Source organism: Amycolatopsis sp. lyj-23 (genome assembly GCF_046549135.1).
Classification (GTDB): Bacteria; Actinomycetota; Actinomycetes; order Mycobacteriales; family Pseudonocardiaceae; genus Amycolatopsis.
Window position 1 is genome coordinate 248,109 of the sequence record NZ_JAJPWN010000006.1, and the last position, 24,915, is coordinate 273,023.

Annotated in this window: 22 protein-coding genes; 7 read left to right on the top strand and 15 right to left on the bottom strand. The window is 72.4% G+C overall.

From position 1 onward, the window contains the following. Genes ACLJPY_RS17035 through nadD form a run of 3 tightly spaced genes read right to left on the bottom strand, consistent with a single transcriptional unit; the run spans window position 1 to window position 1,637 of the window. The gene (locus ACLJPY_RS17035) at window positions 1–615 is read right to left on the bottom strand and encodes a histidine phosphatase family protein (protein WP_410589591.1); all 615 of its coding nucleotides are present in this window, start codon (window positions 613–615) and stop codon (window positions 1–3) included. Next, window positions 612–1,007: a ribosome silencing factor gene (rsfS, locus tag ACLJPY_RS17040; protein WP_378196849.1), complete on the bottom strand. Its 396-nt coding sequence runs from the start codon at window positions 1,005–1,007 to the stop codon at window positions 612–614. The genes ACLJPY_RS17035 and rsfS overlap by 4 nt, the downstream gene beginning before the upstream one ends. 60 nt (window positions 1,008–1,067) lie before the next feature. Continuing rightward, the gene (nadD, locus tag ACLJPY_RS17045) at window positions 1,068–1,637 is read right to left on the bottom strand and encodes a nicotinate-nucleotide adenylyltransferase (RefSeq protein WP_410589921.1); all 570 of its coding nucleotides are present in this window, start codon (window positions 1,635–1,637) and stop codon (window positions 1,068–1,070) included. Window positions 1,638–1,834: 197 nt separating this feature from the next. Here nadD and ACLJPY_RS17050 point away from each other — a divergent pair, with 197 nt between their 5' ends. The 4 genes from ACLJPY_RS17050 to ACLJPY_RS17065 all read left to right on the top strand — a co-directional run bounded on the left by ACLJPY_RS17050 (window position 1,835) and on the right by ACLJPY_RS17065 (window position 6,487). Then, window positions 1,835–3,946: a RecQ family ATP-dependent DNA helicase gene (locus ACLJPY_RS17050; RefSeq protein ID WP_410589593.1), complete on the top strand. Its 2,112-nt coding sequence runs from the start codon at window positions 1,835–1,837 to the stop codon at window positions 3,944–3,946. A gap of 139 nt (window positions 3,947–4,085) precedes the next feature. Continuing rightward, a complete protein-coding gene (argS, locus tag ACLJPY_RS17055; protein ID WP_410589595.1) occupies window positions 4,086–5,807 on the top strand; it encodes an arginine--tRNA ligase in 1,722 nt (573 codons plus the stop codon). Between the two features lie 12 nt (window positions 5,808–5,819). Then, the gene (locus ACLJPY_RS17060; RefSeq protein WP_410589596.1) at window positions 5,820–6,206 is read left to right on the top strand and encodes a PPOX class F420-dependent oxidoreductase; all 387 of its coding nucleotides are present in this window, start codon (window positions 5,820–5,822) and stop codon (window positions 6,204–6,206) included. Further along, window positions 6,203–6,487 carry a putative quinol monooxygenase gene (locus ACLJPY_RS17065; protein WP_410589598.1) on the top strand — a complete coding sequence of 95 codons (285 nt, stop codon included), beginning with the start codon at window positions 6,203–6,205 and terminating at the stop codon, window positions 6,485–6,487. The genes ACLJPY_RS17060 and ACLJPY_RS17065 overlap by 4 nt, the downstream gene beginning before the upstream one ends. Here ACLJPY_RS17065 and ACLJPY_RS17070 read toward each other — a convergent pair. Next, window positions 6,457–7,056 carry a TetR/AcrR family transcriptional regulator gene (locus ACLJPY_RS17070; RefSeq protein WP_410589600.1) on the bottom strand — a complete coding sequence of 200 codons (600 nt, stop codon included), beginning with the start codon at window positions 7,054–7,056 and terminating at the stop codon, window positions 6,457–6,459. The genes ACLJPY_RS17065 and ACLJPY_RS17070 overlap by 31 nt on opposite strands. A gap of 60 nt (window positions 7,057–7,116) precedes the next feature. On the opposite strand from ACLJPY_RS17070, the gene ACLJPY_RS17075 reads away from it, so the two are divergent. After that, complete coding sequence (locus ACLJPY_RS17075; protein WP_410589601.1) at window positions 7,117–7,830, top strand: SDR family oxidoreductase; 714 nt, start codon at window positions 7,117–7,119, stop codon at window positions 7,828–7,830. A 245-nt stretch (window positions 7,831–8,075) separates the two neighbouring features. Here ACLJPY_RS17075 and proB read toward each other — a convergent pair whose 3' ends face one another. The 5 genes from proB to ACLJPY_RS17100 all read right to left on the bottom strand — a co-directional run bounded on the left by proB (window position 8,076) and on the right by ACLJPY_RS17100 (window position 14,528). Then, a complete protein-coding gene (proB, locus tag ACLJPY_RS17080) occupies window positions 8,076–9,185 on the bottom strand; it encodes a glutamate 5-kinase (RefSeq protein ID WP_410589603.1) in 1,110 nt (369 codons plus the stop codon). Beyond that, on the bottom strand, window positions 9,182–10,654 hold the full coding sequence (obgE, locus tag ACLJPY_RS17085; protein WP_410589605.1) for a GTPase ObgE: 1,473 nt from the start codon (window positions 10,652–10,654) through the stop codon (window positions 9,182–9,184). Before obgE ends, proB begins: the two co-directional genes overlap by 4 nt. A gap of 122 nt (window positions 10,655–10,776) precedes the next feature. Then, window positions 10,777–11,034 carry a 50S ribosomal protein L27 gene (gene rpmA, locus ACLJPY_RS17090; RefSeq protein ID WP_086846674.1) on the bottom strand — a complete coding sequence of 86 codons (258 nt, stop codon included), beginning with the start codon at window positions 11,032–11,034 and terminating at the stop codon, window positions 10,777–10,779. Window positions 11,035–11,089: 55 nt separating this feature from the next. Then, a complete protein-coding gene (gene rplU, locus ACLJPY_RS17095) occupies window positions 11,090–11,404 on the bottom strand; it encodes a 50S ribosomal protein L21 (protein WP_003067132.1) in 315 nt (104 codons plus the stop codon). A gap of 166 nt (window positions 11,405–11,570) precedes the next feature. Continuing rightward, a complete protein-coding gene (locus tag ACLJPY_RS17100; RefSeq protein ID WP_410589607.1) occupies window positions 11,571–14,528 on the bottom strand; it encodes a translation initiation factor IF-2 N-terminal domain-containing protein in 2,958 nt (985 codons plus the stop codon). 550 nt (window positions 14,529–15,078) lie between these two features. On the opposite strand from ACLJPY_RS17100, the gene ACLJPY_RS17105 reads away from it, so the two are divergent. Then, window positions 15,079–16,500: a S8 family peptidase gene (locus tag ACLJPY_RS17105; RefSeq protein ID WP_410589609.1), complete on the top strand. Its 1,422-nt coding sequence runs from the start codon at window positions 15,079–15,081 to the stop codon at window positions 16,498–16,500. 158 nt (window positions 16,501–16,658) lie between these two features. On the opposite strand, the gene ACLJPY_RS17110 is transcribed toward ACLJPY_RS17105, so the two are convergent. Genes ACLJPY_RS17110 through ACLJPY_RS17125 form a run of 4 tightly spaced genes read right to left on the bottom strand, consistent with a single transcriptional unit; the run spans window position 16,659 to window position 19,698 of the window. Then, window positions 16,659–17,480, bottom strand: coding sequence for an ABC transporter permease (locus ACLJPY_RS17110; RefSeq protein ID WP_410589610.1), 822 nt, complete (start codon window positions 17,478–17,480; stop codon window positions 16,659–16,661). A 1-nt stretch (window position 17,481) separates the two neighbouring features. After that, window positions 17,482–18,294 (bottom strand): ABC transporter permease, encoded by an 813-nt coding sequence (locus tag ACLJPY_RS17115; RefSeq protein ID WP_410589612.1) that lies wholly within the window; start codon window positions 18,292–18,294, stop codon window positions 17,482–17,484. Beyond that, window positions 18,294–19,238, bottom strand: coding sequence for an ABC transporter ATP-binding protein (locus tag ACLJPY_RS17120; protein ID WP_410589613.1), 945 nt, complete (start codon window positions 19,236–19,238; stop codon window positions 18,294–18,296). The genes ACLJPY_RS17115 and ACLJPY_RS17120 overlap by 1 nt, the downstream gene beginning before the upstream one ends. 55 nt (window positions 19,239–19,293) lie before the next feature. Then, window positions 19,294–19,698: a winged helix-turn-helix transcriptional regulator gene (locus ACLJPY_RS17125; RefSeq protein WP_410589614.1), complete on the bottom strand. Its 405-nt coding sequence runs from the start codon at window positions 19,696–19,698 to the stop codon at window positions 19,294–19,296. A 144-nt stretch (window positions 19,699–19,842) separates the two neighbouring features. Between ACLJPY_RS17125 and ACLJPY_RS17130 the strand changes: the two genes are divergently transcribed. Continuing rightward, window positions 19,843–20,715 carry an SDR family oxidoreductase gene (locus tag ACLJPY_RS17130; protein WP_410589615.1) on the top strand — a complete coding sequence of 291 codons (873 nt, stop codon included), beginning with the start codon at window positions 19,843–19,845 and terminating at the stop codon, window positions 20,713–20,715. Between the two features lie 17 nt (window positions 20,716–20,732). Here the strand turns inward: ACLJPY_RS17130 and ACLJPY_RS17135 are convergent, their stop codons facing one another. Both ACLJPY_RS17135 and ACLJPY_RS17140 read right to left on the bottom strand, forming a co-directional pair. Then, entirely contained in the window at window positions 20,733–24,029 is a 3,297-nt protein-coding gene (locus ACLJPY_RS17135) for a phosphodiester glycosidase family protein (RefSeq protein ID WP_410589617.1), read from the bottom strand. 111 nt (window positions 24,030–24,140) lie between these two features. Beyond that, window positions 24,141–24,860 (bottom strand): maleylpyruvate isomerase family mycothiol-dependent enzyme, encoded by a 720-nt coding sequence (locus ACLJPY_RS17140; RefSeq protein ID WP_410589618.1) that lies wholly within the window; start codon window positions 24,858–24,860, stop codon window positions 24,141–24,143. Window positions 24,861–24,915 lie beyond the last annotated feature (55 nt).

A 24,915-nucleotide genomic window follows, 5' to 3' on the forward strand; every position in this document is an offset into this window, starting at 1 on the left:
CTAGCCGTGCATCCCCGCGTTGTAGGCCTGCAGCCGCCACTTGCCGTCGCGACGGCCCAGCTCGACCCAGTGGCAGTTCGAAATCCCGCCGAGCGACGGCCAGGTCTCGACCGGCAGGGCCAGCAGCCGCGCGGTCAGCGCGGTGATCAGCCCGCCGTGCGCGGCCAGCAGCACGGTGTCGCCCGCGTCGGAGTTGGCTTGCTGCAGGTCCGTGACCACTTCGCCCGCGCGGTCGGCGACGTCGACGCGGCTCTCGCCACCCGGCGGGGCCCAGGTCGCGTCGGTGCGCCAGCGGTCGCGCTCACCGGGGTAGGCCTGGTCGACCTCGGCGCCGGTCAGGCCCTGCCACTCGCCGAGGTGCGTCTCGCGCAGCCGCTTGTCGATCCGCAGCGGAACACCGATCGCGTCGGTGAGCACGGTGGCGGTGTCGGTGGCCCGGCGCAGGTCGGAGGCGATGACGAGGTCCGGGGAGAAGCGGGCCAGCGCGGGCACCGCGAACCGGGCCTGGTTCCAGCCGCGCGGGGTCAGCGCCGAGTCGAGGTGACCCTGCATCCGCCCGGCGGCGTTGTAGTCCGTCTCGCCGTGCCGCCAGAGCACCAGCCGCCGCGGGCTCACGGGACGTCCGGGTCCTCGTCGGCGGGTGGCTCTTCGAGCCCCTCCACCTCGATGCGGGGACAGTCCTTCCACAGCCGTTCGAGGCCGTAGAACGTGCGCTCTTCGACGTGCTGGACGTGCACGACCACGTCGACGTAGTCGAGCAGCACCCAGCGTCCCTCGCGGGCGCCTTCGCGGCGGACCGGCTTGTGGCCGCTCTCCCGCAGTTTTTCCTCGACGTTGTCGACGATCGCGCCGACCAGGCGCTCGTTGGACGCGGAGGCGATGACGAAGGCGTCGGTGATGACGAGCTGTTCGGACACGTCCAGCACGACGACGTCGCTGGCCTTCTTGTCCGCCGCCGCGTGGGCGGCCGCTACGGCCAGCTCTCGAGCCTCGGACGTGGCTGCCACGGTGCTCCTTTTCCAGATCGGGTTCGCCCGAGAAGGGTACCCGCCGGGACCGACAGCGGTTCAGTCGCTCTTCCGGTACAGGTCCTTTTTGGCGATGTAGCGGACGACGCCGTCGGGAACGAGGTACCAGACGGGCTCCCCGCGCTCGACCCGCTCGCGGCAGCCGGTGGACGAAATGGCCATCGCGGTGACCTCGACGAGGCTCACCTTGCCGCTGGGCAGGTGGTGGGAGTTGAGCCGGTAGCCGGGCCGCGTGACCCCGATGAAGTGCGCGAAGTCGAAGAGCTCGTCGGCCTTGTGCCAGGTCAGGATCTGCTCGAGCGCGTCGGCGCCGGTGATGAAGAACAGCTCGTCTTCGGGGTACTCGGCGTGCAGGTCGCGCAGGGTGTCGACGGTGTAGGTCTGGCCGCCGCGGTCGATGTCGACGCGGCTGACGGAGAAGACCGGGTTGGACGCGGTCGCGATCACCGTCATCAGGTAGCGGTCTTCGGCGCGGGTGACCTCGCGACCGGTCTTCTGCCACGGCTGGCCGGTGGGGACGAAGATCACCTCGTCGAGCCCGAACCGGGACTGGACCTCGCTGGCCGCGACGAGGTGGCCGTGGTGCACGGGGTCGAAGGTGCCGCCCATGACCCCGATCCGCCGTGGTGACATGACCGGAGAGCCTATACAGCGCGCGCCGCGGGAGCCGGGTGCTGTGGGACACCTCGCCCAACCGGGCCGTACTTGTGATTCAGGTCACATAACGGCCCGTATTCGTCGCGAACGGTCCGTTCGTGCCGCCGCCGATTCCCGATCTGTCGGTGCCATGGGGTAGACGTGGGGACGTGGACACGACCAGCACCACCTCAGCCCTCCGCGACCGCGCCGAGACCCTCCTCCGGGCACTGGCCGGCGACTCGGCGAGGCTGCGCGAAGACCAATGGACCGCCATCGAGGCCCTGGTCGCGCAGCGGCGCCGGGCGCTGGTCGTGCAGCGCACCGGGTGGGGCAAGTCGGCGGTGTACTTCCTGGCCACGGCGTTGCTGCGGGAGCAGGGCAGCGGGCCGACGGTGATCGTCTCGCCCCTGCTGGCGCTGATGCGCAACCAGATCTCGGCGGCGGCGCGGGCCGGCATCCACGCGGCGACGATGAACTCCGCGAACCCGCAGGAGTGGGACCAGGTCCAGGCGGCGGTCGCGGCCGGCGAGGTCGACGTCCTGCTGGTGAGCCCCGAACGGCTGAACAACCCGGACTTCCGCGACAACGTGCTGCCGAAGCTGACGGCGAGCACCGGGCTCCTGGTGGTCGACGAAGCGCACTGCATTTCGGACTGGGGCCACGACTTCCGGCCGGACTACCGGCGGCTGCGCACCCTGCTGGGTGACCTTCCGGACGGCGTGCCGGTGCTGGCGACGACGGCGACCGCGAACGACCGCGTGGTGACCGACGTCGCTGAGCAGCTGGGCCTCGGCACCGGTGCGGACACGCTGGTGCTGCGCGGCAGCCTCGACCGGGAGAGCCTGCGGCTGTCGGTGTGCCGGCTGCCGACGTCGCAGGCCCGGCTGGCGTGGCTCGCGGAACACCTCGCCGAGCTGCCCGGTTCGGGGATCATCTACTGCTTGACGGTGGCGGCGGCGCACGACGTCGCGTCGCTGCTGAAGGACCGCGGTTATCCGGTGGCGGCCTACACCGGGAAGACGGACCCGGCGGACCGGCAGGCGGCCGAGGACGACCTGCTCGGCAACCGCGTCAAGGCGCTGGTCGCGACGTCCGCGCTGGGCATGGGGTTCGACAAGCCGGACCTCGGGTTCGTCGTCCACCTCGGTGCGCCGTCGTCGCCGATCGCCTACTACCAGCAGGTCGGCCGCGCCGGGCGTGGCGTGGAACGCGCCGAGGTCGTGCTGTTGCCCGGCGAGGAGGACAAGGCGATCTGGGCGTACTTCGGGTCGCTGGCCTTCCCCGACGAGCTGCGGGTGACGCAGGTGCTGAACACCCTCGAGTACGCCGATCGTCCACTGTCGACGGCAGCGCTCGAGCCGTCGGTCGAGCTTTCGCGGTCGCGGCTGGAAATGGTGCTCAAGGTCCTGGACGTCGACGGTGCGGTCCGGCGCGTGAAGGGCGGCTGGACGAGCACGGGTGCGGAATGGCAGTACGACCGCGGGCGGTACCGGCGGGTCGCGGAGGCGCGCGACCGCGAGCAGGAGGCGATGCTCGGCTACCTCGCCACCGAAGGCTGCCGGATGGAGTACCTGCGGCGTCAGCTCGACGACCCCGAGGCGACGCCGTGCGGGCGGTGCGACAACTGCACCGGGCAGCACTGGGACACGACAGTCGCGGACGAGGTCGTCGACGCGACGCGCGAACGCCTGCAGCGGCCCGGTGTCGAGGTGGCGCCGCGCAAGCAGTGGCCCACCGGGATGTCCTCTTTGGACGTTCCGGTGTCGGGCCGGATCTCCGCCGAAGACCAGGCCGAGCCGGGCCAGGTGCTCGGGCGGCTCACGGACGTCGGCTGGGGCAACCGGTTGCGGGAGCTCGTCGGCCCGCAGGCGGTCGACGCCGAAGTGCCGGATTCGGTATTCAAGGCGTGCGTGCAGGTGCTGGCCGGGTGGCAGTGGGCGCAGCGGCCGGTGGCGGTGGTGGCGGTGCCGTCGTCGACGCGGCCGCAGCTCGTGTACAGCCTGGCCACGCGGCTGGCCGAGGTCGGCAGGCTGGACTTCCTCGGCGCGCTCGACGCGGAGGGGCCGCCACCCCGCCAGGCGAACAGCGCGCAGCGGCTGGCCGACCTGTGGCGGCGGCTGAGCATGCCCGCCGACCTCGCGGGCATCCTGCCGTCCGGGCCGGTCCTGCTGGTGGACGACGTCATCGACACCGGCTGGACGATGACCCTGGCCGCGCGGCTGCTGCGGCGGGCCGGGGCGCCCGCAGTCCTGCCGTTCGCGCTGGCCAGCACGGCGTAAGGGAGAGGCCTCGACGCGCTGCCTTCTGCGCCGAGCTCCTCGAGCCGCAGGGCAGCGAGCTGCGGTAAACCCTTCGTCATCGGCCGGTCACGCTGGCTACGCTGCGGGCTCGCCGTGACCGAGCCGAAGGAGGGACACCGTGCAGACCGCCGACGTTACCGAGGAGCTGGCGCGCCGCGTGGTGACCGCCGCCGGCCAGGCACTGGACGTGGCGTTGACGCCGGAGCAGGCGCTGGTCCAGGCGTCGCCGCGGGACGGCGTCGACTACCAGGCCAACCTCGCGATGAGCCTGGCCAAGCGGCTCGGCCGCCCGCCGCGCGAGGTTGCCGGGCTCATTGCCGACGCGCTCGAGCTCGACGGGATCGCCGATCCGCCGGAAGTCGCCGGACCCGGCTTCCTCAACTTCGTGCTGCGCAAGGAATGGCTCGAAACGCGCGTCGGCGCATTGCTCGGCGATCCGCGTCTCGGCGTGCCGGACACCACCGAGCCCCGGCGGATCGCTCTCGACTACAGCAGCCCGAACGTGGCCAAGGAGATGCACGTCGGGCACCTGCGTTCGTCCGTGATCGGCGACGCGCTCGCCCGCCTGCTGCGGTTCGCCGGGCACGAAGTGCTGCCGCACAACCACCTCGGCGACTGGGGCACACCGTTCGGCATGCTCATCGAGCACCTCCTCGACGTCCCTGCCGGGCAGCGCGCGATCGCCGACCTCGACGCCTTCTACCGCGATGCGCGCCGGAAGTTCGACAGCGACGAGGCCTTCGCGACGCGGGCCCGCACCCGTGTCGTCAAGCTGCAGAGCGGCGACGAAGACACCCTCGCCGTCTGGCAGGAGCTTGTCGACGAGTCGACAAGGCACTTCGACGAGGTTTACGCGCTCCTAGGGATCTCCCTGACCGGCACGGACATCTACGGCGAAAGCTTCTACAACCCGTACCTCGCGGCAGTCGTCGACGACCTCGAGAAAGCCGGCCTGACCGAAGTCAGCGACGGCGCGATCTGCGTCTTCCCCGAAGGCTTCCGCAACCGCGAAGGCGACCGGCTGCCGCTGATCGTCCGCAAGCGCGACGGCGGGTACGGGTACGCCGCCACGGACCTGGCGACCGTCCGGTACTGGACGGCCGAGCGCGGCGCGACCGACCTGCTCTACGTCGTCGGGACGCCGCAGGCACAGCACTTCGCGATGGTGTTCGCCACCTGCCGCGCGGCGGGGTGGCTGACCGGGCACGCCGAGCACATCGGCTTCGGCACGGTACTGGGCGCGGACGGCAAGGCCATGCGGACCCGGGCCGGCGAGACCGTCAAGCTGGCCGACCTGCTCACCGAAGCCGTGACGCAGGCGGCGGCGGTCGTCGCCGAACGCAGCGAGCTCGACGCGCCGGGGCAGGCCGAAGTCGCCCGTGCGGTGGGCATCGGCGCGGTCAAGTACGCCGACCTGTCCGGTGACCGCGAGCGCGACTACGTCTTCGCCTGGGACCGGATGCTGGCCAAAGAGGGCAACACGTCGGTGTACCTGCAGTACGCGCACGCGCGGACGCGGTCGATCATCCGGAAGGCGGGCGGCCTCCCCGACGGGACCGAGGTCCGGCTCGAAGCGCCGGCGGAACGGGCGTTGGCGCTGAAGCTGCTCAGGTTCGGCGAAGCACTGAAGGCGGCGACAAGCGCGTACGCGCCGCACAAGCTCTGTACGTACCTGTACGAGACCGCGGTGGCCTTCTCGCGGTTCTTCGAGGAGTGTCCGGTGCTGAAGGCGTCTTCGCCGGCAATGCGCGCGTCGCGGCTGAGGTTGACTACGCTGACGTCGCACACGCTTGCGCTCGGGCTTTCCCTGCTCGGCATCGAAGCGCCCGACCAGCTCTAGCGGGAGACCACTGTGGAACTGCCCGGCGACCTGCTCGCGCTGCTGCGCGAGCCCAGCCTCTGCTTCCTGTCGACGCTGATGCCCGACGGCTCGCCCCAGCTCACCCAGACCTGGGTGGACACCGACGGGACGCACATCCTCGTCAACACCGTGCTGGGTCACCAGAAGCAGCGCAACATCGCGCGTGACCCGCGGGTGGCGCTCAACGTCGCCGACCGCGAGCGGCCGTCGCGGTACTACGCGATCCGCGGGCGGGTCGTCGACGCGACCGAGGACGGCGCCGTCGAGCACATCGAGAAGCTGGCACAGCGCTACCTCGGCGGCCCGTACCCGTGGTGGGGCGGACGTGACCAGACGCGGCTGCTGCTCACGATCAAGGCGGATCGGATCGCGTCGTGATCATCGTCGCCGGGTGGCTCGCGGTCGCCCCCGAGGCCCGTGACGCCTACCTCGAAGGCTGTGCCGAAGCGGTGCGGCTCGCGCGCGAGGCGCCGGGCTGCCTCGAGTACGCGCTGGGCGCCGACCTGCTCGATCCCGGGCGGGTCACGGTCTACGAGCGCTGGGAGTCCGACGAAGACCTGGAGCGCTTCCGCGGCTCCGGGCCGTCGGACGAGCAGGCGGCGCAGATCCTCGACGCCTCGGTGGCGCGCTACCGGATTTCGGCGGTCGAAGCGCCGTGATCCGCTAACAGCGTCACCAATTCGTCCGCCAGGCCGCGGTCGACCGGTTCGCGCGTGGCGAGGAGCCGGTACCAGAGCGTGCCGAAGACGACGTCGATCACCGTGCCGGGCAGCACGCCGGCCGGGAGTTCGCCGCGCTCGCGGGCGCGGTCGACGAGCGCGCCGAGCGCTTCGCGGCGGCGGAAGAGGAACTCCTCGCGGAAGCGGTCGCCGAACTCCGGGTCGATCTGCGCCTGGGCCATCAGCGCCCGGAGGGTGTCGGCGACCGGCGACTTCCCGCCCAGCTCGAACGTGCCGGCGAGGAAGCCCGCCAGGTCGGCGCGGAACGACCCCGCGTCGGGCACCGGGATCTGCAGGTCCGCCTTCGTCGCGAGCGCGTCGAGCAGGACGTCGGCCTTCGAGGGCCACCAGCGGTAGATCGTCTGCTTGCCGACACCCGAGCGCGCGGCGATGCCTTCGATGGTCAATGCGCCGTAGCCGGCCTCGCCGACCAGTTCGAGCGTCGCGGCGAGGATCGCCAGCCGGCTCTGTTCGCTGCGCTTGCGGCCGGGACGGGACTGGTCGGTCATGGGAACCGATGGTAGCGTCGAATTCGATACGAGACGTACCGGTTCGAAATGGGGATCAAGATGAGCATCGCTCTCGTGGCCGGCGGCACCTCCGGCATCGGCCTGGCGACCGCGCGGCGGCTGCAGCGGCGGGGGTACGACGTGCACGTCACCGGGCGCGGCAAGGAACGCCTGGACGACGTCGCTTCGAGTGATCCGGAACTCACCGGGCACCAGGCCGACGGCGGCGACGCCACGGCGATGGCCGCGCTGGCCGGCTCGCTCGGGACGGTGGACGTGCTGGTGGTGAGCCTGTCCGGTGCCGAAGGGATGGGACCGATCGAGTCGCTCGACCTCGCGGTGCTGCGGCGCGCGTTCGACGCGAAGTTCTGGGCGCACCTCGCGACGATCCAGGCCGTGCTGCCGCACCTGGCCGCGGACGGGTCGATCACCCTGCTCAGCGCGATCACGGCCCGGGCGGCGATGGCCGGCACGGCCGGCATCGGCGCGCTGAACGCGGCGATCGAGGCGCTGGTCAAGCCGCTGGCGGTCGAGCTGGCGCCGAAACGGGTGAACGCGGTGTCGCCGGGTGTGGTCGACACGGCGTGGTGGAGCGGCTTCCCGGCCGAGGTGCGGGAGGGATTCTTCGCGCAGACGGCGGCTTCCATCCCGGCCCGCCGCATCGCGACGGCGGACGACGTGGCGGAAGTGGTGACGCTCGCGGCGACCAACCCGAACCTGACGGGCACGGTCCTGGAGGCCGACGGCGGAGCCCGCCTGGTCTCACTCGGCTGAGCCCGGCCCCTCCCGCGTGATCAGAACCGGATCTCGCGTGATTGAAGCCGGATCTCGCGTGATTGAAGCCGGATCTCGCGTGATCGGAGGGGGATCTCGCGTGACTGGAGGGGCATCACTCGTGATTGGGAGGGATCTCGCGTGATTGGCGGGGTATCGCGGTGATGCCTCGCTGGACACGCGAGATGCCTCTCCAATCACGTGTGATTCCCCTTGGCGCACGCGTGGTTCCCGTGGGGTGCGGGTCAGCGGCGGAGGGGGACGAGGTCGTCGGCGTGGACGACCTCGCGGCGGTGCTCGGCCGGGAGCTCGGGGGTCGAGCGGCCGATCAGGTCCGGGAGCTCCGTCGCGTCGAAGGCGACCACTCCGCGGGCCACCGGGCGGTCCTTCGCGTCCACCAGGTCCACCACGTCGCCGGCCTGGAACTCGCCTTCCACGCCCGTGATGCCCGCCGCCAGCAGCGATCGGCGGCGGCGGACCACCGCCGTCACCGCGCCGTCGTCGAGGCGGAGCCTGCCCGTCGTGTCCGCCGCGTAGCCCAGCCAGAACCGGCGGGCCGACAGGCGGGTGTCCGCCGGGGCGAACGCCGTGCCCGGGGACGCGGACGTCAACGCCGCCGAAGCTTCCGAAGCCGCCGCCAGCAGGACCGGGATGCCCGCGCCCGCGGCCGTGCGGGCTGCGGCCAGTTTGGACACCATGCCGCCCGTGCCGAGGCCGGAGCTGGACATGCCGACCGAAATCCCGTCCACATCGGACTCCGACAGGACTTCCGTCAGCTTGCGGGTTGCGCCGTCGCGCGGGTCTCCGTCGTACAGTCCGTCCACATCGGACAGCAGCACCAGCGCGTCGGCGCCGATCAGGTGGGCCACCAGGGCCGCCAAGCGGTCGTTGTCGCCGAAGCGGATTTCCTCGGTGGCCACCGTGTCGTTCTCGTTGACCACCGGGACCGCGCCGAGCGCCAGCAGCCGGGAGAACGTTCGCTGCGCGTTGCGGTAGTGGGACCGGCGGACGACGTCGTCGGAGGTGAGCAGCACCTGGCCGACCGTCAGCGAGTACCGCCCGAACGACTCGGCGTACGCGTGCGCGAGCGCCAGCTGCCCGACGCTCGCCGCCGCCTGCTGCGTCGCCAGGTCACGCGGGCGCTTGCCCAGCGAGAGCGGGGCCAGGCCGGCGCCGATCGCGCCCGAGGACACCAGGACGATCTGGGTCTCCCGGGCGACGCGCTCGGCGATCGCGTCGACCAGCGCGTCCAGCCGGGCCGCGTCCAGCCCGCTGCCCGCGGTGGTCAGCGCCGACGACCCGACCTTGACGACCAGCCGCCGTGCGGCGGCGATGGCTTCCCGGGTGCCGCTCACTCCTCGATGTCCAAGTCGTCCTCGAGCTCGTCCTCGAAGTCGTCGCCGGAGCCCGCGCGCCGGACGCGCCGGGCCTCCTTGCGCTCGGCCGCGCCGATCCGGTCGGTGCGCTCCAGCCGGACGTCGGTACCGCGCCCGGACAGGTGCACCGCCACCGAAGGCGTCGACGGCTGCCACTCGAACTGGACGTCGCCGATCGTGACCGGGCTGCCGGGCCGGGCACCGCGCTTCGCCAGCTCGTCCTCGACGCCGAGGCGGTTGAGCCGGTCGGCGAGGTAGCCGACGGCCTCGTCGTTGCTGAAGTCGGTCTGGCGGATCCAGCGCTCGGGCCGCGGGCCGCGGACGATGAAGGCGCCCTCTTCCTCGGGGTCGAGCTCGACGGTGAACCCGGAGTCGTCGACGGCGAGCGGCCGCAGGACAATCTTCTCCGGCTCCAGCACCGGCTGCGCCTCGCGGTACTTCTCCACGATGGCGGCCAGCGCGAACGTCAGCTCCCGCAAACCCTTGCGCGACGCCGTCGACACCTCGAAAACCTGCAGGCCGCGGGCCTCGAAGTCGGGCCGGACGAACTCGGCGAGCTCGGCCGCCTCCGGGACGTCGATCTTGTTGAGCACGACCACGCGCGGACGTTCTTCGAGCTTGCCGCCGAGGCTCGGCGTGTACTTGGCGAGCTCCGCCTCCAGCGCGTCCACATCGGACACCGGGTCCCGGCCCGGCTCCAGCGTCGCGCAGTCGACGACGTGCACCAGCACCGCGCAGCGCTCGATGTGGCGGAGGAAGTCCAGGCCCAGGCCCTTGCCCTCGGACGCGCCGGGGATGAGACCGGGCACGTCGGCCATCGTGAACACCGTGTCGCCGCCGGTGATGACGCCGAGGTTCGGCACCAGCGTGGTGAACGGGTAGTCGGCGATCTTCGGCTTGGCCGCGGACAGCACCGAGATCAGCGACGACTTCCCGGCGGACGGGAACCCCAGCAGGCCGACGTCGGCGACCGACCGCAGCTCGAGCGTCAGGCTGCGCGCCTCGCCCGGTTCGCCCAGCAGGGCGAACCCGGGGGCTTTGCGGGCCTTCGACGCGAGCGCGGCGTTGCCGAGCCCGCCGCGGCCGCCCTGGGCGGCGACGAACGTGGTGCCCGGACCGATGAGGTCGGCGACCATCTCGCCGTCTTCGGTGAACACGACGGTGCCGGACGGCACCTTCATCACCAGCGTCTCCCCCGCCGCGCCGGCGCGGTTGCTGCCCTGGCCCAGCTTGCCGTTGCCGGCCTTGGCGTGCGGGCGGAAGTGGAAGTCGAGCAGCGTGTGCACGTTCGGGTCGACGACCAGCAGCACGTCGCCGCCGTTGCCGCCGTTGCCGCCGTCGGGGCCACCGAGGGGCTTGAACTTCTCGCGGTGCACCGAGGCGCAGCCGTTGCCCCCGTCACCGGCGGTCAGGTGGATGACCGCGCGGTCCACGAACCGGGACGCCATGACTTCGCCTCACTTCACTCAACGACAGTGTCTTCTGAAAACGCTACGAACAAAACAAACGAGGGGTGGCACCGGATATTCCGGCCCCACCCCTCGTCAGAGGTCTAGACAGAAGCCGAGACTCAGGCTTCCGACGGCACGATGTTGACCGTCTTGCGGCCACGCTTCTCGCCGAACTGGACCGCACCGGCGGCCAGCGCGAACAGCGTGTCGTCGCCGCCACGGCCGACGTTCACGCCGGGGTGGAACTTGGTGCCGCGCTGGCGGATCAGGATCTCGCCCGCGTTGACTTCCTGGCCGCCGAAGCGCTTGACGCCGAGGCGCTGCGCGTTCGAGTCACGACCGTTGCGGGAGCTGGACGCACCCTTCTTGTGAGCCATGGCGAATGCCCTTCTTTGAAAAGTCTCAGTCTGAAACGAAGATCCGGAGAAGCCCTTACAGGGAGATGGCGGTGACCTCGACGCGGGTCAGCTTCTGCCGGTGACCCTGGCGCTTGTGGTAGCCCGTCTTGTTCTTGAACTTGTGGATCCGGATCTTCGGACCCTTGGTCTGCTCGACGACCTTGCCGGTGACCGAGACCTTCGCCAGCGCGTCAGCGTCCGTGGTGACATCGCCACCGTCGACGTACAAAACGGCGGGGAGGATGTGCTCGGTGCCCGGCTCGCCCTCGAGCTTCTCGACCTCGACGACGTCGCCGACGGCCACCTTGTACTGCTTGCCGCCGGTCTTGACGATCGCGTACGCCGACACGGAAGTCTCCTGCATTACTCGACAATGGGTGGGGGCTCCACGCGATCGGCCCGCCTGGTGGAAACGGCGGTCCTGGACTCGCGCAGACAACCTGCTCTGGTGGCAGGCCGTACTACAGGTTACGTGGGGTGCCCCGGTGCGTTACCACCGGGGTCCCCCTAGTCGTTCACTTGCTCTGGTCGGAGGCGTGCACCGGCGGGCCCGCCGGCCGCGACGCCGCCCGGCGCGGACGGCGCCGGGTGGAGCGCACGGCCGGTTCCGGCACGCTGACCTCGGGGTCGGCGGCCGTGACCGGCTCCTCGGCCGGTTCGGGCGCCGGGGACACCTCGACCTCGGGTTCCTCGTCCTGCGGCACCGGCACCTCGTCGGCCTCGGTGGTCACCGGGGTGCCGGCGACCTCCTGGGCGGGCTCGACGGGCGGCTCGGCCGCCACCGGCGTCTCGTCGGCCTCCGTGGTCGCCGGGACGTCCGCGACCTCCCTGGCCGGCTCCGGGGCGGCCCCGTTGCCGTTCAGCCCGCCGTGGTCGTGCTCCTTGGCGACCTTCGAGGCGTTCGCCATCGCCGCCACCGCGGAGGCGATGGACTCGCGCTTCTCGGGTGGCGGGACCGCGTGCACCTCGGCCTTGGCGGCGCCCTCGGACTCCACCTTGGCGGCTTCATCACCCCGGCCGCGGCCGCGCGACCGGCGGGAACTCTTCTCCGCGCCACCGCCGTTACCGCCGTTACCGCCGTTGTTACCGCCATTGCCGTTCCCACCGTGCGACTGCGCCGAGTTACCGGCCGTGCGCTGCACCTCGGTCGAGACGATCACGCCCCGGCCCTTGCAGTGCTCGCACGGCGTCGAGAACGCCTCCAGCAGGCCCGTGCCGATCTTCTTGCGGGTCATCTGCACCAGGCCGAGCGAGGTGACCTCGGCGACCTGGTGGCGCGTGCGGTCCCGGCCGAGGCACTCGGTGAGGCGGCGCAGCACCAGCTCGCGGTTGGACTCGAGCACCATGTCGATGAAGTCGATGACGATGATGCCGCCGATGTCCCGCAGCCGGAGCTGGCGGACGATCTCCTCCGCCGACTCCAGGTTGTTGCGGGTCACCGTCTCCTCGAGGTTGCCACCCGATCCGGTGAACTTGCCTGTGTTGACGTCGATGACCGTCATCGCCTCGGTGCGGTCGATGACCAGGTAACCGCCGCTGGGCAGCCAGACCTTCCGGTCGAGCGCCTTGGTGATCTGCTCGTCGATCCGGTGGTCGGCGAACGCGTCGCCGGTGCCGGTGTAGCGCTTGAGGCGCTCGGTGAGCTCCGGCGCGACGTGGCTGACGTAGCCGTTGATCGTCTCCCAGGACCGGTTGCCCTGGATCTCCAGCTTGGTGAAGTCCTCGGTGAAGAGGTCGCGCACCACCTTGACCAGCAGGTCCGGCTCTTCGTAGAGCATGGTCGGCGCGCCGCCCTTCTTGCCGGAACCGGCGGCGGCCTTCTCCTTGATGACGTCCCACTGCGCCTTCAGGCGGTCGACGTCGCGGCCCAGCTCCTCCTCGCCGATGCCCTCGGAGGCGGTGCGGATGATGACGCCCGCGTCCTCCGGGACGATCCGCTTGAGGATGTCCTTGAGCCGGCGGCGCTCGTTCTCGGGCAGCTTGCGCGAGATGCCGGTGGCGCCGCCCGCGGGGACGTAGACCAGGAAGCGGCCGGGCAGCGAGATCTGCGTGGTCAGCCGGGCGCCCTTGTGCCCGACCGGGTCCTTCGTGACCTGGACCAGCACGGAGTCGCCGGTGGACAGCGCCTGCTCGATCTTGCGGGCCTTGCCCTCCAGACCGGCGGCGTCCCAGTCGACCTCGCCGGCGTAGAGCACGGCGTTGCGGCCGCGGCCGATGTCGATGAACGCGGCCTCCATGCTCGGCAGCACGTTCTGGACGCGGCCGAGGTAGACGTTGCCGACGATCGAGCCGGAGCCCGACTGCGTCACGAAGTGCTCCACGAGGACGCCGTCCTCGAGCACCGCGATCTGCGTCGAGTCGCCGTGCTCGGCGACGACCATGGTGCGCTCGACCGACTCGCGCCGGGCCAGGAACTCGGCCTCGGACAGGATCGGGGCGCGGCGGCGGCCCGCCTCGCGGCCGTCACGGCGGCGCTGGCGCTTGGCCTCCAGCCGCGTCGACCCGCGGACGCTGCGGACCTCGTCGCGCGCCGGGCGCTCGGGCTGCTCGGCCTTCGCCTGGCGGACGTGCGTGACGGTGTTGGGCGGGTCGTCGGTGGTCTCGGCGTCTTCGCCGTCCGAGCCCTTGCGGCGGCGACGGCGGCGGCGACGGCGGCTGCCGCCTTCGCCCTCGTCGGCGTCGCTCTCGGACTCGGACTCGGACGCGGAAGACGAGTCGGACGTCTCGGCGGCGTCCTCGGCCTCTTCGGTGTCCGCTTCGGGCTTTTCGTCGCCGTTGCGACCCCGGCGGCGCGGCTGCTCCTCGGCCTGGTCGTCCTCGTTTTCGGCGGCCTCGTCGGCACCGTCGGCGCCCTTGCCGCGGCCACGGCCGCGACGGCCCCGGCGACGGCGACGGCGGCTGCCGGCGTCATCGCCGTCTTCGTCGGCGCCGGAGTCGAGGCCCGGGGTGGTGTCCTCGCCCTCTTCCTCGACCTCCTCGACGGCCTTCGGCTCGGGCCGCGACGGCGGCTCGGCGAACGGGTCGGCGGGCTTGCGGGCCGGCTTGACCGCGGGCTCGGGCGGCTCCGGCGGCAGGAACACCGGCGACGGCGCGGCGAACACCGGCAGGTGGGCGCGGGTCTTCTGGCGCGGCCGTGGCTTCTCGGCCTCGGCGACCGGCACCTCGGGCACCGCCGGGCGGGTCTCCTGGGGCTGCTGGGCCGCCGGCTCCGGCGCGGCGGCCGGCTCCTCCGCCTCACCGGGCGCGAAGGCCTCGGCCACCTTCAGCGCCACGTCCCTGGTGACGCTCGACTGCGCGCTGCGGACGCTTTCGCCCAGCTCGGCGAGCTTCGCGAGGACGTCCCGGCTGTGCGACTCGAGCAGCTTGGCCAGCGCGTGCACCCGGATCCGGGCGGGCAGGTCGGCCAGCGGGCCGCTCGTGGGTGTGGCGGGATTCCCGCCGGTGTGCTCGGCGGGTGTTTCCGCGTTCGACATGTGGCACCTTCCGCCCCCGGGCGCGTCTGCCGGTTCTCACCGGCAGGGACGCGGCCGCGCAGGGGCCCCTTTCTTCTGTTCGTTCCGCCGTGGTGGTCACCAGCGGCGGGAATCCTTGCCCGGCAACCGGGCGCCGCACCACCGCTTCCGGTGGCGCGCAACCCGGTCAAAGGTCTGCTCGGCGGCGTGCGTAAGGCACTCGCGGCCCCCGGGCCGCCCGCCACGTCGTCCAGCCGCCCGGTTCGCGGGCGGCGACGCGCCGCGGGAGTCCACGCACATCACCGGGCCACAACGCCGCAGGCAGCACCTCTCACGTGCGCCCCGCGGCCCAGCGGCCACCCCGAGTATCCCACACCGGGTGACCACTCCGGTGTACTCGGTACCTCACGGCAGGCACCCGGGCGCGCCGTACCGCCCCCGCGCACCCCACGGCCGGGGGAACTTCGCCGCAGCGCTTGTCCGCCGGGCACGCGGTGGCTACGGTGCGGCTCGGGGTGACCGGGATCTCGCGCACCGGCACCCGCGGTTCCTGCATCCGGTGGGAGGTCCGGTGTCCCTGCTGGCGCGGCCGCTGCGGGCGGCCGTGTGCGCCGTCCTGCTGCTTTCCGGGTGCCTCGTCGCCGGTCCGGCGGCGGCAGGCGAGTCCGGCTGCGCCCACGGGCGGGCCCTGCGCTACGTCGTCACGTTCGACCGCGGCACCCCCGAGGCCGCGGCCCGTGCGGAGATCGAGGACGCCTGCGGGACCACCACCGTCTACTACCCGCAGATCGCCGTCGCCGTCGCCACCTCGGGCGACCCGGGTTTCGGCGGCCGGATCGGGCTCGACCGGGCGTTCAGCGCGCAGGCCGAGCGGCTGGCCGCGCAGCGCGCCGACGTCAAGCCGCAGCCGGTGCGGGCGACGCTGCCCGCGACCGACCCCGCGAAGGTGCCCGCCGCGGACCTGAGCGGGCAGCAGTGGGACATGCGGATGATCGGCGCGGCGCACGGCCCCGACAGCCCGGCGGGCCGTCGGGACGTCGTCGTCGGGGTCCTCGACTCCGGCATCGACCCCGCTCACCCGGACCTGACCGGCGCGCTCGACCGCGGCGACTCCGCCGGCTGCCTGACGGGCGCTCCCGACCGGTCGCCGTCGGCGTGGGCGCCGACGACGTCCGTGCACGGCACGCACGTGGCCGGGATCATCGCGGCGGCCGACGACGGGCACGGCGTGACGGGTGTGGCGCCCGGGGTCAGCGTGGCGTCGGTGAAGGTGATCGACGACCGGGGTTACGCCGACCCGGAGGCCGCGGTCTGCGGCCTGATGTGGGCGGCGGCCCGGCACATGCGGCTGACGAACAGCAGTTTCTTCGTCAACCCGTGGACGCTGTCGTGCATCCGCGGCCACGACCGCGGAGTGGTGCGCGAGGTCCTGGCCCGCGCGGTGGAGTACAGCACCTCGGCGGGGACGTTGAACGTCGCGGCGGCGACGAACGAAGCGGTGGACCTGACGCCGTCGGCGCGTTCGGGAGCCCGTGGGCCGGGCAACGGCTGCGAGGCGCTCCCGGCCGGGCTGCGGGATGTCGTCGCCGTGTCGGCCGTCGGCCCGGACCGGGTCAAGGCGGGCTACAGCTCGTACGGGCTCGGCGTGATCGACGTCACGGCGCCGGGCGGCGAGGCCGGCGGGTGCGTGCTGTCGACGGTGCCGGGCGGGTACGCGCCGCTGTGCGGGACGTCGATGGCGGCCCCGCACGTCACGGGGGCGCTGGCGCTGCTGGCGTCCGCGGCTCCCGAGGCCGGGCCCCGTCAGCTGCGGCGGACGCTCGAGGCCGGGGCCGCGCCGATGGCGTGCCCGGCCGACTACGACCTGACCGGGGACGGGCTGCAGGACGCCTACTGCGCGGGGTACGAGGGGTACAACGGGTTCTACGGGCACGGGTTGGTGACCGTGCCGGCGCCCGCCGCCCCGGCCGGAGGACCCGACCCGGCTCGCTGACCCGCGGTGTCCCGTGCGCGAAGCCGGATCTCGCGTGATTGGAGACGGGACTCGCGTGATCGAAGGCGGATCTCGCGTGACTGGCGGGGCATCTCGCGTGATTGGCGGGGCATCTCGCGTGATTGGCGGGGCATCACGTCACGTCAGGAGGAATCACGTCACGTCAGGAGGAGTTTGGCGATTCGGCGGGTGGAGGCCCACAGGCCCACTGCTCCCAGTAGCAGCAGGTAAGCCAGGTTGACCAGCATGCTGGGCGAGAGGATGCCCGTTGCCAGGCCGCGCATCAGCTCGATCGCGTGGTACAGCGGGAGGCAGCGGACCACCCACTGCAGCGGCTCCGGGTAGACCGACAGCGGGTAGAACGTCGTCGCGAAGAGGAACATCGGGGTCAGGACCAGCTGGATGTAGTCGAACTGGGCCGTCGACCGCAGGAACGTCACCAGTGCCATGCCGATCGCCGAGAACGCCAGGCCCACCAGCAGGGCCGCCGGGACCATCAGCAGGGCCCACCAGGACGCCAGCAGTCCCATCGCCGCCGCGATCGCGAGGAACGCCACCGCGTAGATGCCGCCGCGGGTGATCGCCCAGCCGATTTCGCCCAGGGCCACGTCCAGCGGGCCGATCGGGGTCGCCAGCATCGCGTCGTACAGCTTCGCGTAGCGCAGCTTGAAGAACAGGTTGTACGTCGATTCGAACACGGCGCCGTTCATCGCCGACGTCGCCAGCAGCGCCGGCGCCACGAACGCCACGTAGCCCATCGGGTGCCCGTCCGGGCCTGTCACCTCGGTGACCAGCTTGCCGAACCCGAGCTGGAACGCCAGCAGGTAGAGGAACGGCTCGACCGCGCCGGCCAGGAAGAGCAGCCAGTTGGCGCGGGACACCATGACCGAGCGCTCGACGAGCATGCGGGCGCGGCCCGCGTACAACGCGGGCGGGAGGATGCGCAGGAACAGCCCGGCGCGGGCCTCGACGGTCGTCACCTCAGACCACCAGCCTCCGGTAGAAGGCCCGGTGCGCGAGCACCCACCCGGCCGCGAACAACGCCGTCAGCACCGCGAAGTGGCCGAGCATCGTCCAGCCGCCGACGCCGCCGATGCTCACGCCGCGGGCCAGCTGGGTGCCGTGCCACAGCGGCGAGAGCCAGGCCAGCCAGCGGATCGCGGCCGGCAGCTGGGAGATCGGGAAGAACGTGCCGGAGAACAACGTCATCGGCATCACGACGAACCGGAAGATCAGCCCGAACCGCTGGCCTTCGTCGAACGTCCGCGCGGCGAGGGCGGACATCGGCGTGGTGCAGGCGAGCCCGGTGACCGTGCCGGCCAGGACCACCAGCAACACTCCCGGCCCGGTCCAGGCGCCGAAGAACAGCGCGACGAACGCGTAGATCGCGCCCGCCAGCGTCAGGCGCAGGGCCGACCAGATCAGGTGGCCGCCGAACACCTGGCCCGGCGACACCGGGGTGGCCGTGACGGCCAGGTAGTCCTTCTGCCACTTGAACCCGGAGAGGACGGGGTAGCTCGACTCGCCGACCGCCTGCTGCGCGGCCCCGGCGGCCAGCAGGGCGGGCGCGATGTACTGCAGGTACGACAGGCCGCCGGTGACCGCGCCCGGCCGCACCTGCGAGCCGAAACCCAGGCCCATGGCGGCGAGGAAGAGCACCGGCTGGAGGCCGGTCGAGTACAAAGTGGACACCCAGTGGCGGCGGTACCAGGTCCAGCGCCCTTCGACCTGCAGCCAGGCGCCCTGCCACTTGCCGACCACGCGGCCGGTCGAAACGGTCGAGACGGTCGCCATCAGTCCACCAACGTCCGGCCGGTCAACCGGAGGAACACGTCCTCCAGCGAACTCCGGCGCACCAGGCTCGACAGCGGCCGGACACCGCGGGAATGGACGTGCTCCAACGTGTCCTCGCCGTCGTCGCTGTACAGCAGGACCCGGTCGGGGAGCACCTCCACGCGCTCCGCCAGCCCGTCCACGTGCTGCGCCGCCGAGACCTGCTCCCCCGGCACGAACCGCAGTTCGACCACCTCGCGCGTCGAATACCGCCGGATCAGGTCGGCCGGCGAGCCCTCCGCCGCGATGCGGCCGTGGTCCATCACCACCAGCCTGTCGCACAGCTGCTCGGCTTCGTCCATGTAGTGCGTCGTGACGATCAGCGTCGTGCCCTGGGCCTTGAGCCGGAACAGCCGGTCCCACAACAGGTGCCTCGCCTGCGGGTCGAGGCCCGTCGTCGGCTCGTCGAGCAGGAGCAGCTCCGGGTCGTTGACCAGCGAGCGGGCGATCGTCAGCCGCCGTTTCATGCCGCCCGACAGCGGGTCCACCTTGTCTTCGGCCCGGTCGGTGAGATGGGCGAACTCCAGCAGCTCGGCCGCCTTGCGCCGCGCCGCCGCCCGCGACAGCCCGAAGTAGCGGCCGTAGATCAGCAGGTTCTCCCGGACCGTCAGCTCGACGTCCAGGTTGTCCTGCTGCGGCACGACACCCAGGCGCGCGCGGATCCGCGGCCCGGCCACCTCCGGGTCCAGCCCCAGCACGCGGAGGTCGCCGTCGGTGCGGGGCGACACGCACGAGATCATCCGCATGGTCGACGACTTGCCCGCGCCGTTGGGGCCGAGGAAGCCGAACGCCTCCCCGCGCCGCACCTCGACGTCGATCCCGCGCACGGCCTCGAACCCGCCGAAGCGCTTCACCAGTGCTTTGGCCTGCACCAGCGCCGGTTCCCGGTCCTCCGATTCGTCCACCCCCCGACCATACGAGCGGGCACCGACAAAAACCGAGCGGATTACCGAGGTTCGGCTACCGGGTGCGCTCAGTGCGGTCGTCGTACTGTTCGCGAGCGGTGATGACTTCTCCGATGTGCAGCACGGACCACTCCGTGAGCGCTTTCAGCGGTTCCCGCAGCGTCCGGCCGAGCGCGGTCAGCTCGTACTCCACGTGCGGCGGCACCTCCGGGTACACGGTCCGGCTGATCAGCCCGTCGCGTTCCAGGGTGCGCAGGGTCTGCGTGAGCATCTTCTCGCTCACGCCCGCCAGCGCCTGCCGGAGACGACTGAACCGGGAGGTCCCGTTCCGGCCGAGTTCGCCCAGCACGAGGACCGCCCACTTGCTGCCGATCTGGTCGAGCAGGTCCCGCGACGGGCAGCCGCGCTCGTACGGATCGAATGACGGCATGGGCCCGGTCACATCCTCGACAGCAGCCATCCGGCTCACCTCAATGCTTTCGCTGCGGTAAGTACCCTACCAACAAGTGGCTACTCCCCAGCAGAGAGTGTCCAGGTCATCCTGATGTTCCACCCCGCAGCGGACGGACCGCGGCTGCGTGCGAGGCACGCGCGGAAGGAAGGAATGACCATCATGCCGATCGTCGTCACCGGAGCCACCGGCCAGCTGGGCAGGCTCACCGTCGAGGCACTGCTGCGGCGCGGGACCCCGGCCGCGGACATCATCGCGACCGGCCGGGACACCGCCGGGATCAAGGATCTGGCCGACCGGGGCATCACGGTGCGCCGCGCCGACTTCGCGGACACCGACGGCCTGGCCGGGGCATTCGCGGGGGCGGACCGGCTGCTGCTCATCTCGGCCTCGGTCCCCGTGGGCGAGCGGGTCGCCAACCACCGCCGCGTGATCGACGCCGCGGCATCCGCAGGCGTGTCGCTGGTGGCCTACACGAGCACGACGCACGCGGACACGGCCACCACCGTCATCGGGGCCACGCACGGCGAGACCGAGGCGTACCTGCGGGACCGCGGAATCCCCAGCGTGCTGCTGCGCAACGGCTGGTACCTGGAGAACTACACCGGCCAACTGCCGCAGATCCTGCAGAACGGCGTGGTCGTCGGCGCCGCCGGCGACGGGCGGATCAGCGCCGCGTCCCGCGCCGACTACGCCGAGGCCGCCGCGGTCGTCCTCACCACCGAAGGCCACACCGGCGCCGTGTACGAGCTCGGCGGCGACGAATCATTCACCCTGACCGAGCTCGCCGCCGCGATCTCCGCTGCGGCCGGGAAGCAGGTGACCTACGCCGACCTCCCGGTGGCCGGCCTCGCCGAGGTGCTGGCCGCCGCGGGCCTGCCCGCCGAGCTGGCGGAGGTCCTCGCCGACGCCGACCGCGGCATGAACCGCGGCGAGATGTACACCGGCTCCGGCGACTTGCGCCGCCTGATCGGCCGCCCGCCGGTGACCCTGGCCGAAGCACTCGCGGCCGCCCTACGGCACTGACGTCGAACTCGTCGACCTCAGTGGCCGCGGACCGTCACCACCAGGGTCTGCGAGACGCCGTTGACCAGCACGGACAGCCGCGCGACCCCGGGGCGCACCGCCGTCAGCACGCCCGAAGCGGAGTCGAACGAGACGACACCCCGGCCGACGGTCCAGTCGGCGCTCACCGGGTACGCCACCGGCACGTCCCGCGTTCCCTGCCGGACCGAGGCGCGCACCTGCCCGCGGTCACCGGGCGCCATCGACGACGGCCCGGTCAGCGTCAGCGAGTCGACGTTCGGGCGCGTCTCGAACCGCACCGGCTGGGCGCGGTCGGCCGGGTCGACGCGCAGCAGCGTCCAGCCGACGAACCCGCCGTCGCCCGGTGCGGCCGCGGGCGCCTTGCCCGAGTTGCCGTTGACCAGGTACGGCACCCCGTCGACCCGGGACAGCGAGAACACGCCGGCGTGCGAGGCCACGGCGGCGGCCGGCTTGCCGGACGCCTGCTCGAACCCGGTGAGCCACTGCGTCAGCAGGGTCGCTTCCTTGCGGTCGCCGAGCTGGGAGTTCCCGGTCGGGCTCGGGTCCTCGACGGGGTGGTGCATCGCGACGACGACCCCGCGCACGAACCGGTCCGCCGCCGCGGAGTCCAGCGCCGAACGCAGCACCCGGACCTGGTCGAACCCGCCCGCCCGGAGCGAACCGCGCGAGGAGTCCAGCAGCACCAGCCGGATGCCGCGGACGTCGACGACCCGGTGCGTCACGCCGAAGACGGCCTGGAAGTTCGCGAGGCCGTTGCCGGCTTCGGCCTCGTGGTTGCCCGGCAGGTAGTACCAGGGCACCTTGCCGTCGAGCTCGTCGGCGATCACCCGCCGGGCCAGCGCGAAGTCCGGTGCCGTGCCGCGGTCGACGAAGTCGCCGTTGAGCAGGACCAGGTCCGGTTTCGCCGCGACGGCTTCGCGCAGGGCCCGCCGCGCCTGGGCGACCAGCGGGCCCGCCGGGTCGTCCGCAGTGAACTGGGCGTCGCTGACCACCGCGACCCGCAGGCCGCCGGTCAGGACGCCGTCGGTGACCAGCGCCGGGTCGTGCGGGGCCGGGTCGGCGGGCACGGTCGTCGTCGGCGCCACCTCGAAGGTCAGGTCGTCGAACACCAGCCGGCCCTCGTACTGCTGGTCCGGCACGTTCTCGACGGCGTAGAAGCGCGCCAGGCGCTGTCCGGCGGGCAGGCCCGCCGGGACCGCCGCCGTGACGTACCGCCAGCCCGTCCAGTCCACGCTGAGCGCAAGGTCCACAATGGACGCCACGTTCGCCGCGTCACGCAGTTCCGCCCGCAGCCAGGCCCCCTTGCCGTCGCCGTTCACCCACAGCCCGATCTTCTGCGTGCCGTCCGGGACGGGCAGCGGGGCCGACGGCGTCACGTAGGCCGCGCGCGTGGCCGTCGTGCCGGTGAGCCGGTAGTCCAGCGCGAGCCCGGTGCCGCCGTCGCGGCCGGGCGCGGCGGACAGCGCCGCGCCGACGACCGCCGGGAACACCGTGGCGCTCCAGCCCGCCGGGCCGTTCAACGGGGACGCCACCTGCGCCACCGTGCCGACCGAAGTGGCCAGGTGCGTGGTCAGACCGGCCGCCGACGCGGTGATCGCCGACGCGCCGGACGAGGTCAGCGCCGTGACCGCGTACCCGTCGCCGGACGGTTCGACCCGCACGACCGAATGGTCGTAGTCGAGCTTGACGTCGTCGGGCTCCAGCCAGGTGCCGTAACCGTCGGCGTCGTAGCCGTAGACCTTGAAGGTGCTTCGCGCGCCGACGCCCGAGAGCGCGACCTGCTCGGTGCTCGTGCCGAGCCGGACCGGACGGCCCAGCACCGAAAGCGCGGTCTTCCCCGCCGCCCGCCCGGACCGCGCGACGACGTCGACGGCGCCCGCGCTGTGCCCGGTGACGACGCCGCGGGTCACGGTCGCCCGGCGGACGTCCGACGTGCTCCAGCGCGGTTCGGCCGCCACGGCGGCGCCGGTTTCGTCGTGGCCGTCGGGGACCAGGTGCCGGGTCAGGCCGGACAGCACGCGGTTCGCGCCGTCGGCTGCCACCGCGGGCGCCGGCGCGAACCCGGTGAGCCTGCCGCTGCCGGGCACGGTCGCGAAGCCGATCCCGTTGGGCACCAGGCGTTCCCCGCCGTCGGACGGCGAATTCCGGACGCTGGGTGCTGCTTCGCCTTCGTTGCGCGCCAGGAGCGTCGACGAACCGCCGCCGTCGAGGTTGATCGCGTCGTCGGCGCCGAGGCTCTTCATGTGCCGGGCGAGCTGGAGCTCGGTCATCCCGCGGCTGTCGGCCTGCCGCCCGTCCACCGTGGCCAGCCACATCTTCCGGCCGTCGGCGGAAAAGCCGACCGCGGTCCGCGGGTGCATCGCGACGTCGTCGACCGGCTGGACGACGCCGTCGCGGAGGAGGACTTCGTTGCCGCCCACGGCAACCGCGATCTTCCCGGCGTCCGAGCGCGGCGCGTACGCGACGCCGACCGCGTCTCCCGGCTTGAGCGCGGCGAGGGCGTCCGCACCGGCTTCGCGAGCCAGCAGCAGCGTCGTGCCCGCCGCGATCGGACCGGCCGCGGGCTGCTCGCGCACGGCGGTCACCACACCGTCGCGGAGTTCGGCTTCGCGCACGCGAGAAGCACCGGCGACCGACGTCTGACGCCCTGAGGCACCCCACAACGGCGTGTAGACGCCGATCGCGTCCTTGTCGAGGACCGGGCTGTTGAAGTTGGTCGCCTTCACCGCGCCACCGGGCAGCGTCACGGTCGCTTCGAGGAAGACCGAAGCCAGCTGCGCCTTGCCCGCGTCGGTGATCGACGCGGTGAGGTTGTGGCCGGCGGCGGGCGCGGTCTGCAGCTGCCCGCGGTCGATGCCGACGCCGATCGGCGCGCCGGTGGCGCTGATGTCGAAGAAGTCGCCGTTGACGCCGGCCACCGCGCCCGCCCGCGCGAGCTGCTGCGAGAGCGGCGTGCGCGCGGAGACCGTGCCGGGGCTCAGGTACGTCGGCTTCAGGACCTTGCTGCCGAGGTCGACGGCCAGGGTGTCGCCGCGGATCCAGCCCGCCGGGTCGAAGCGGTCGAACTGCGTGAGGTTCAGCCCGGGCGCGACCTCGGTGGTCGCGCTGCCGGTCACCAGGCCGTCGTCGGGGTCCGCGGCGGCGAAGGCACTCGGGCCTTCGTGGGCCGAGGACGCGGCGGGCGCGGCCTCGACCGGCGGCGTGCCGAGCGGTGCCTTCAGCGGATCGGCCGGGACGGCGAACGCCGTCGCGAACAGGGCGAGCAGCGGCAACGCCAGGTGTGACTTCTTCACCGAGTACCCCAGTATCGAGTGAGAGCGAGTCGCACCAGCACAGCGCAGCGGCACGGCCGGGGGAAGGCTTCCCGGTGAACGCCGCCTGAATGGTCTAGAACAGCTACCGGCTCACGCCGTGAAGGGCGCCCGGAGGAACTGTCCGGCCAGCGCGGTGTCGCCGGACAGGCGCGGCGGGGTGGCCGTTCGCTTCCACAGGTGCAGCAGGAGATCACGGGCCGTCGCGTCGGCGGTCGCGGCGGGCTCGACGGCCGGGCCGAGTGCGGGTGGCTGCCCCGGGTGCAGCGTCCAGGCATCGCCGGTGTCGGTGGCGCGCAGCGCGAGTGGCGCGTCCAGCGACGGCGCGGGGTGCCAGCGGGTGACCCGCGGCAGCCAGACTGTCAGGACCTCGTCGACCCCGTCCGCGGCGACGGCCGGGTCGAGCACGTGCCCGCTCCCCGAGTCGGCCAGGTGGACGGCGGTTTCGTGCACCTGGCGGCGGAACCAGAACGCCTTGGTCTTCCCGGTGCCGCCGAAGTGCCAGCACGGCGCTGCGGGATCGGCGGCTTCGAGCTCGCCGAGCAGCAGCTGTGCGCTTTCGGCGTACCACGACGGCAGGTCGGCGCCCGCCGGCTGTTCGAAGTCCTGCGGCTGGACCTCGCCGGTGCGGACGACGGTCGCCGCCCAGCGGTGCACGTTGCCCAGGTGCGTCGCGAGGTCGGCGACGCTCCAGCCGGCGCAGTCGGGCACCGCGGCGGCCGGGTCGGCGGTGCGCAGCTTGTCGGTGAAGGCGCCGGTCAGCTCGGCCAGCACCGGCAGGTAGTCACGCGGCGCGAACGGCATCGTCGTCATGCAGGCTCCGGGAAAAGGGGAACCGGGGCCACGCGGACGTGGCCCCGGTTCACGA

Excerpts from the sequence above, each read along its gene's own strand:
- ACLJPY_RS17115 (WP_410589612.1), bottom strand. The coding sequence starts at position 18,294 with ATGGCGACCGTCTCGACCGTTTCGACCGGCCGCGTGGTCGGCAAGTGG.
- ACLJPY_RS17100 (WP_410589607.1), bottom strand. The coding sequence starts at position 14,528 with ATGTCGAACGCGGAAACACCCGCCGAGCACACCGGCGGGAATCCCGCC.
- rpmA (WP_086846674.1), bottom strand. The coding sequence starts at position 11,034 with ATGGCTCACAAGAAGGGTGCGTCCAGCTCCCGCAACGGTCGTGACTCG.
- nadD (WP_410589921.1), bottom strand. The coding sequence starts at position 1,637 with ATGGGCGGCACCTTCGACCCCGTGCACCACGGCCACCTCGTCGCGGCC.
- ACLJPY_RS17070 (WP_410589600.1), bottom strand. The coding sequence starts at position 7,056 with ATGACCGACCAGTCCCGTCCCGGCCGCAAGCGCAGCGAACAGAGCCGG.
- ACLJPY_RS17130 (WP_410589615.1), top strand. The coding sequence starts at position 19,843 with ATGACCATCATGCCGATCGTCGTCACCGGAGCCACCGGCCAGCTGGGC.
- ACLJPY_RS17140 (WP_410589618.1), bottom strand. The coding sequence starts at position 24,860 with ATGACGACGATGCCGTTCGCGCCGCGTGACTACCTGCCGGTGCTGGCC.
- ACLJPY_RS17075 (WP_410589601.1), top strand. The coding sequence starts at position 7,117 with ATGAGCATCGCTCTCGTGGCCGGCGGCACCTCCGGCATCGGCCTGGCG.
- ACLJPY_RS17125 (WP_410589614.1), bottom strand. The coding sequence starts at position 19,698 with ATGGCTGCTGTCGAGGATGTGACCGGGCCCATGCCGTCATTCGATCCG.
- obgE (WP_410589605.1), bottom strand. The coding sequence starts at position 10,654 with ATGGCGTCCCGGTTCGTGGACCGCGCGGTCATCCACCTGACCGCCGGT.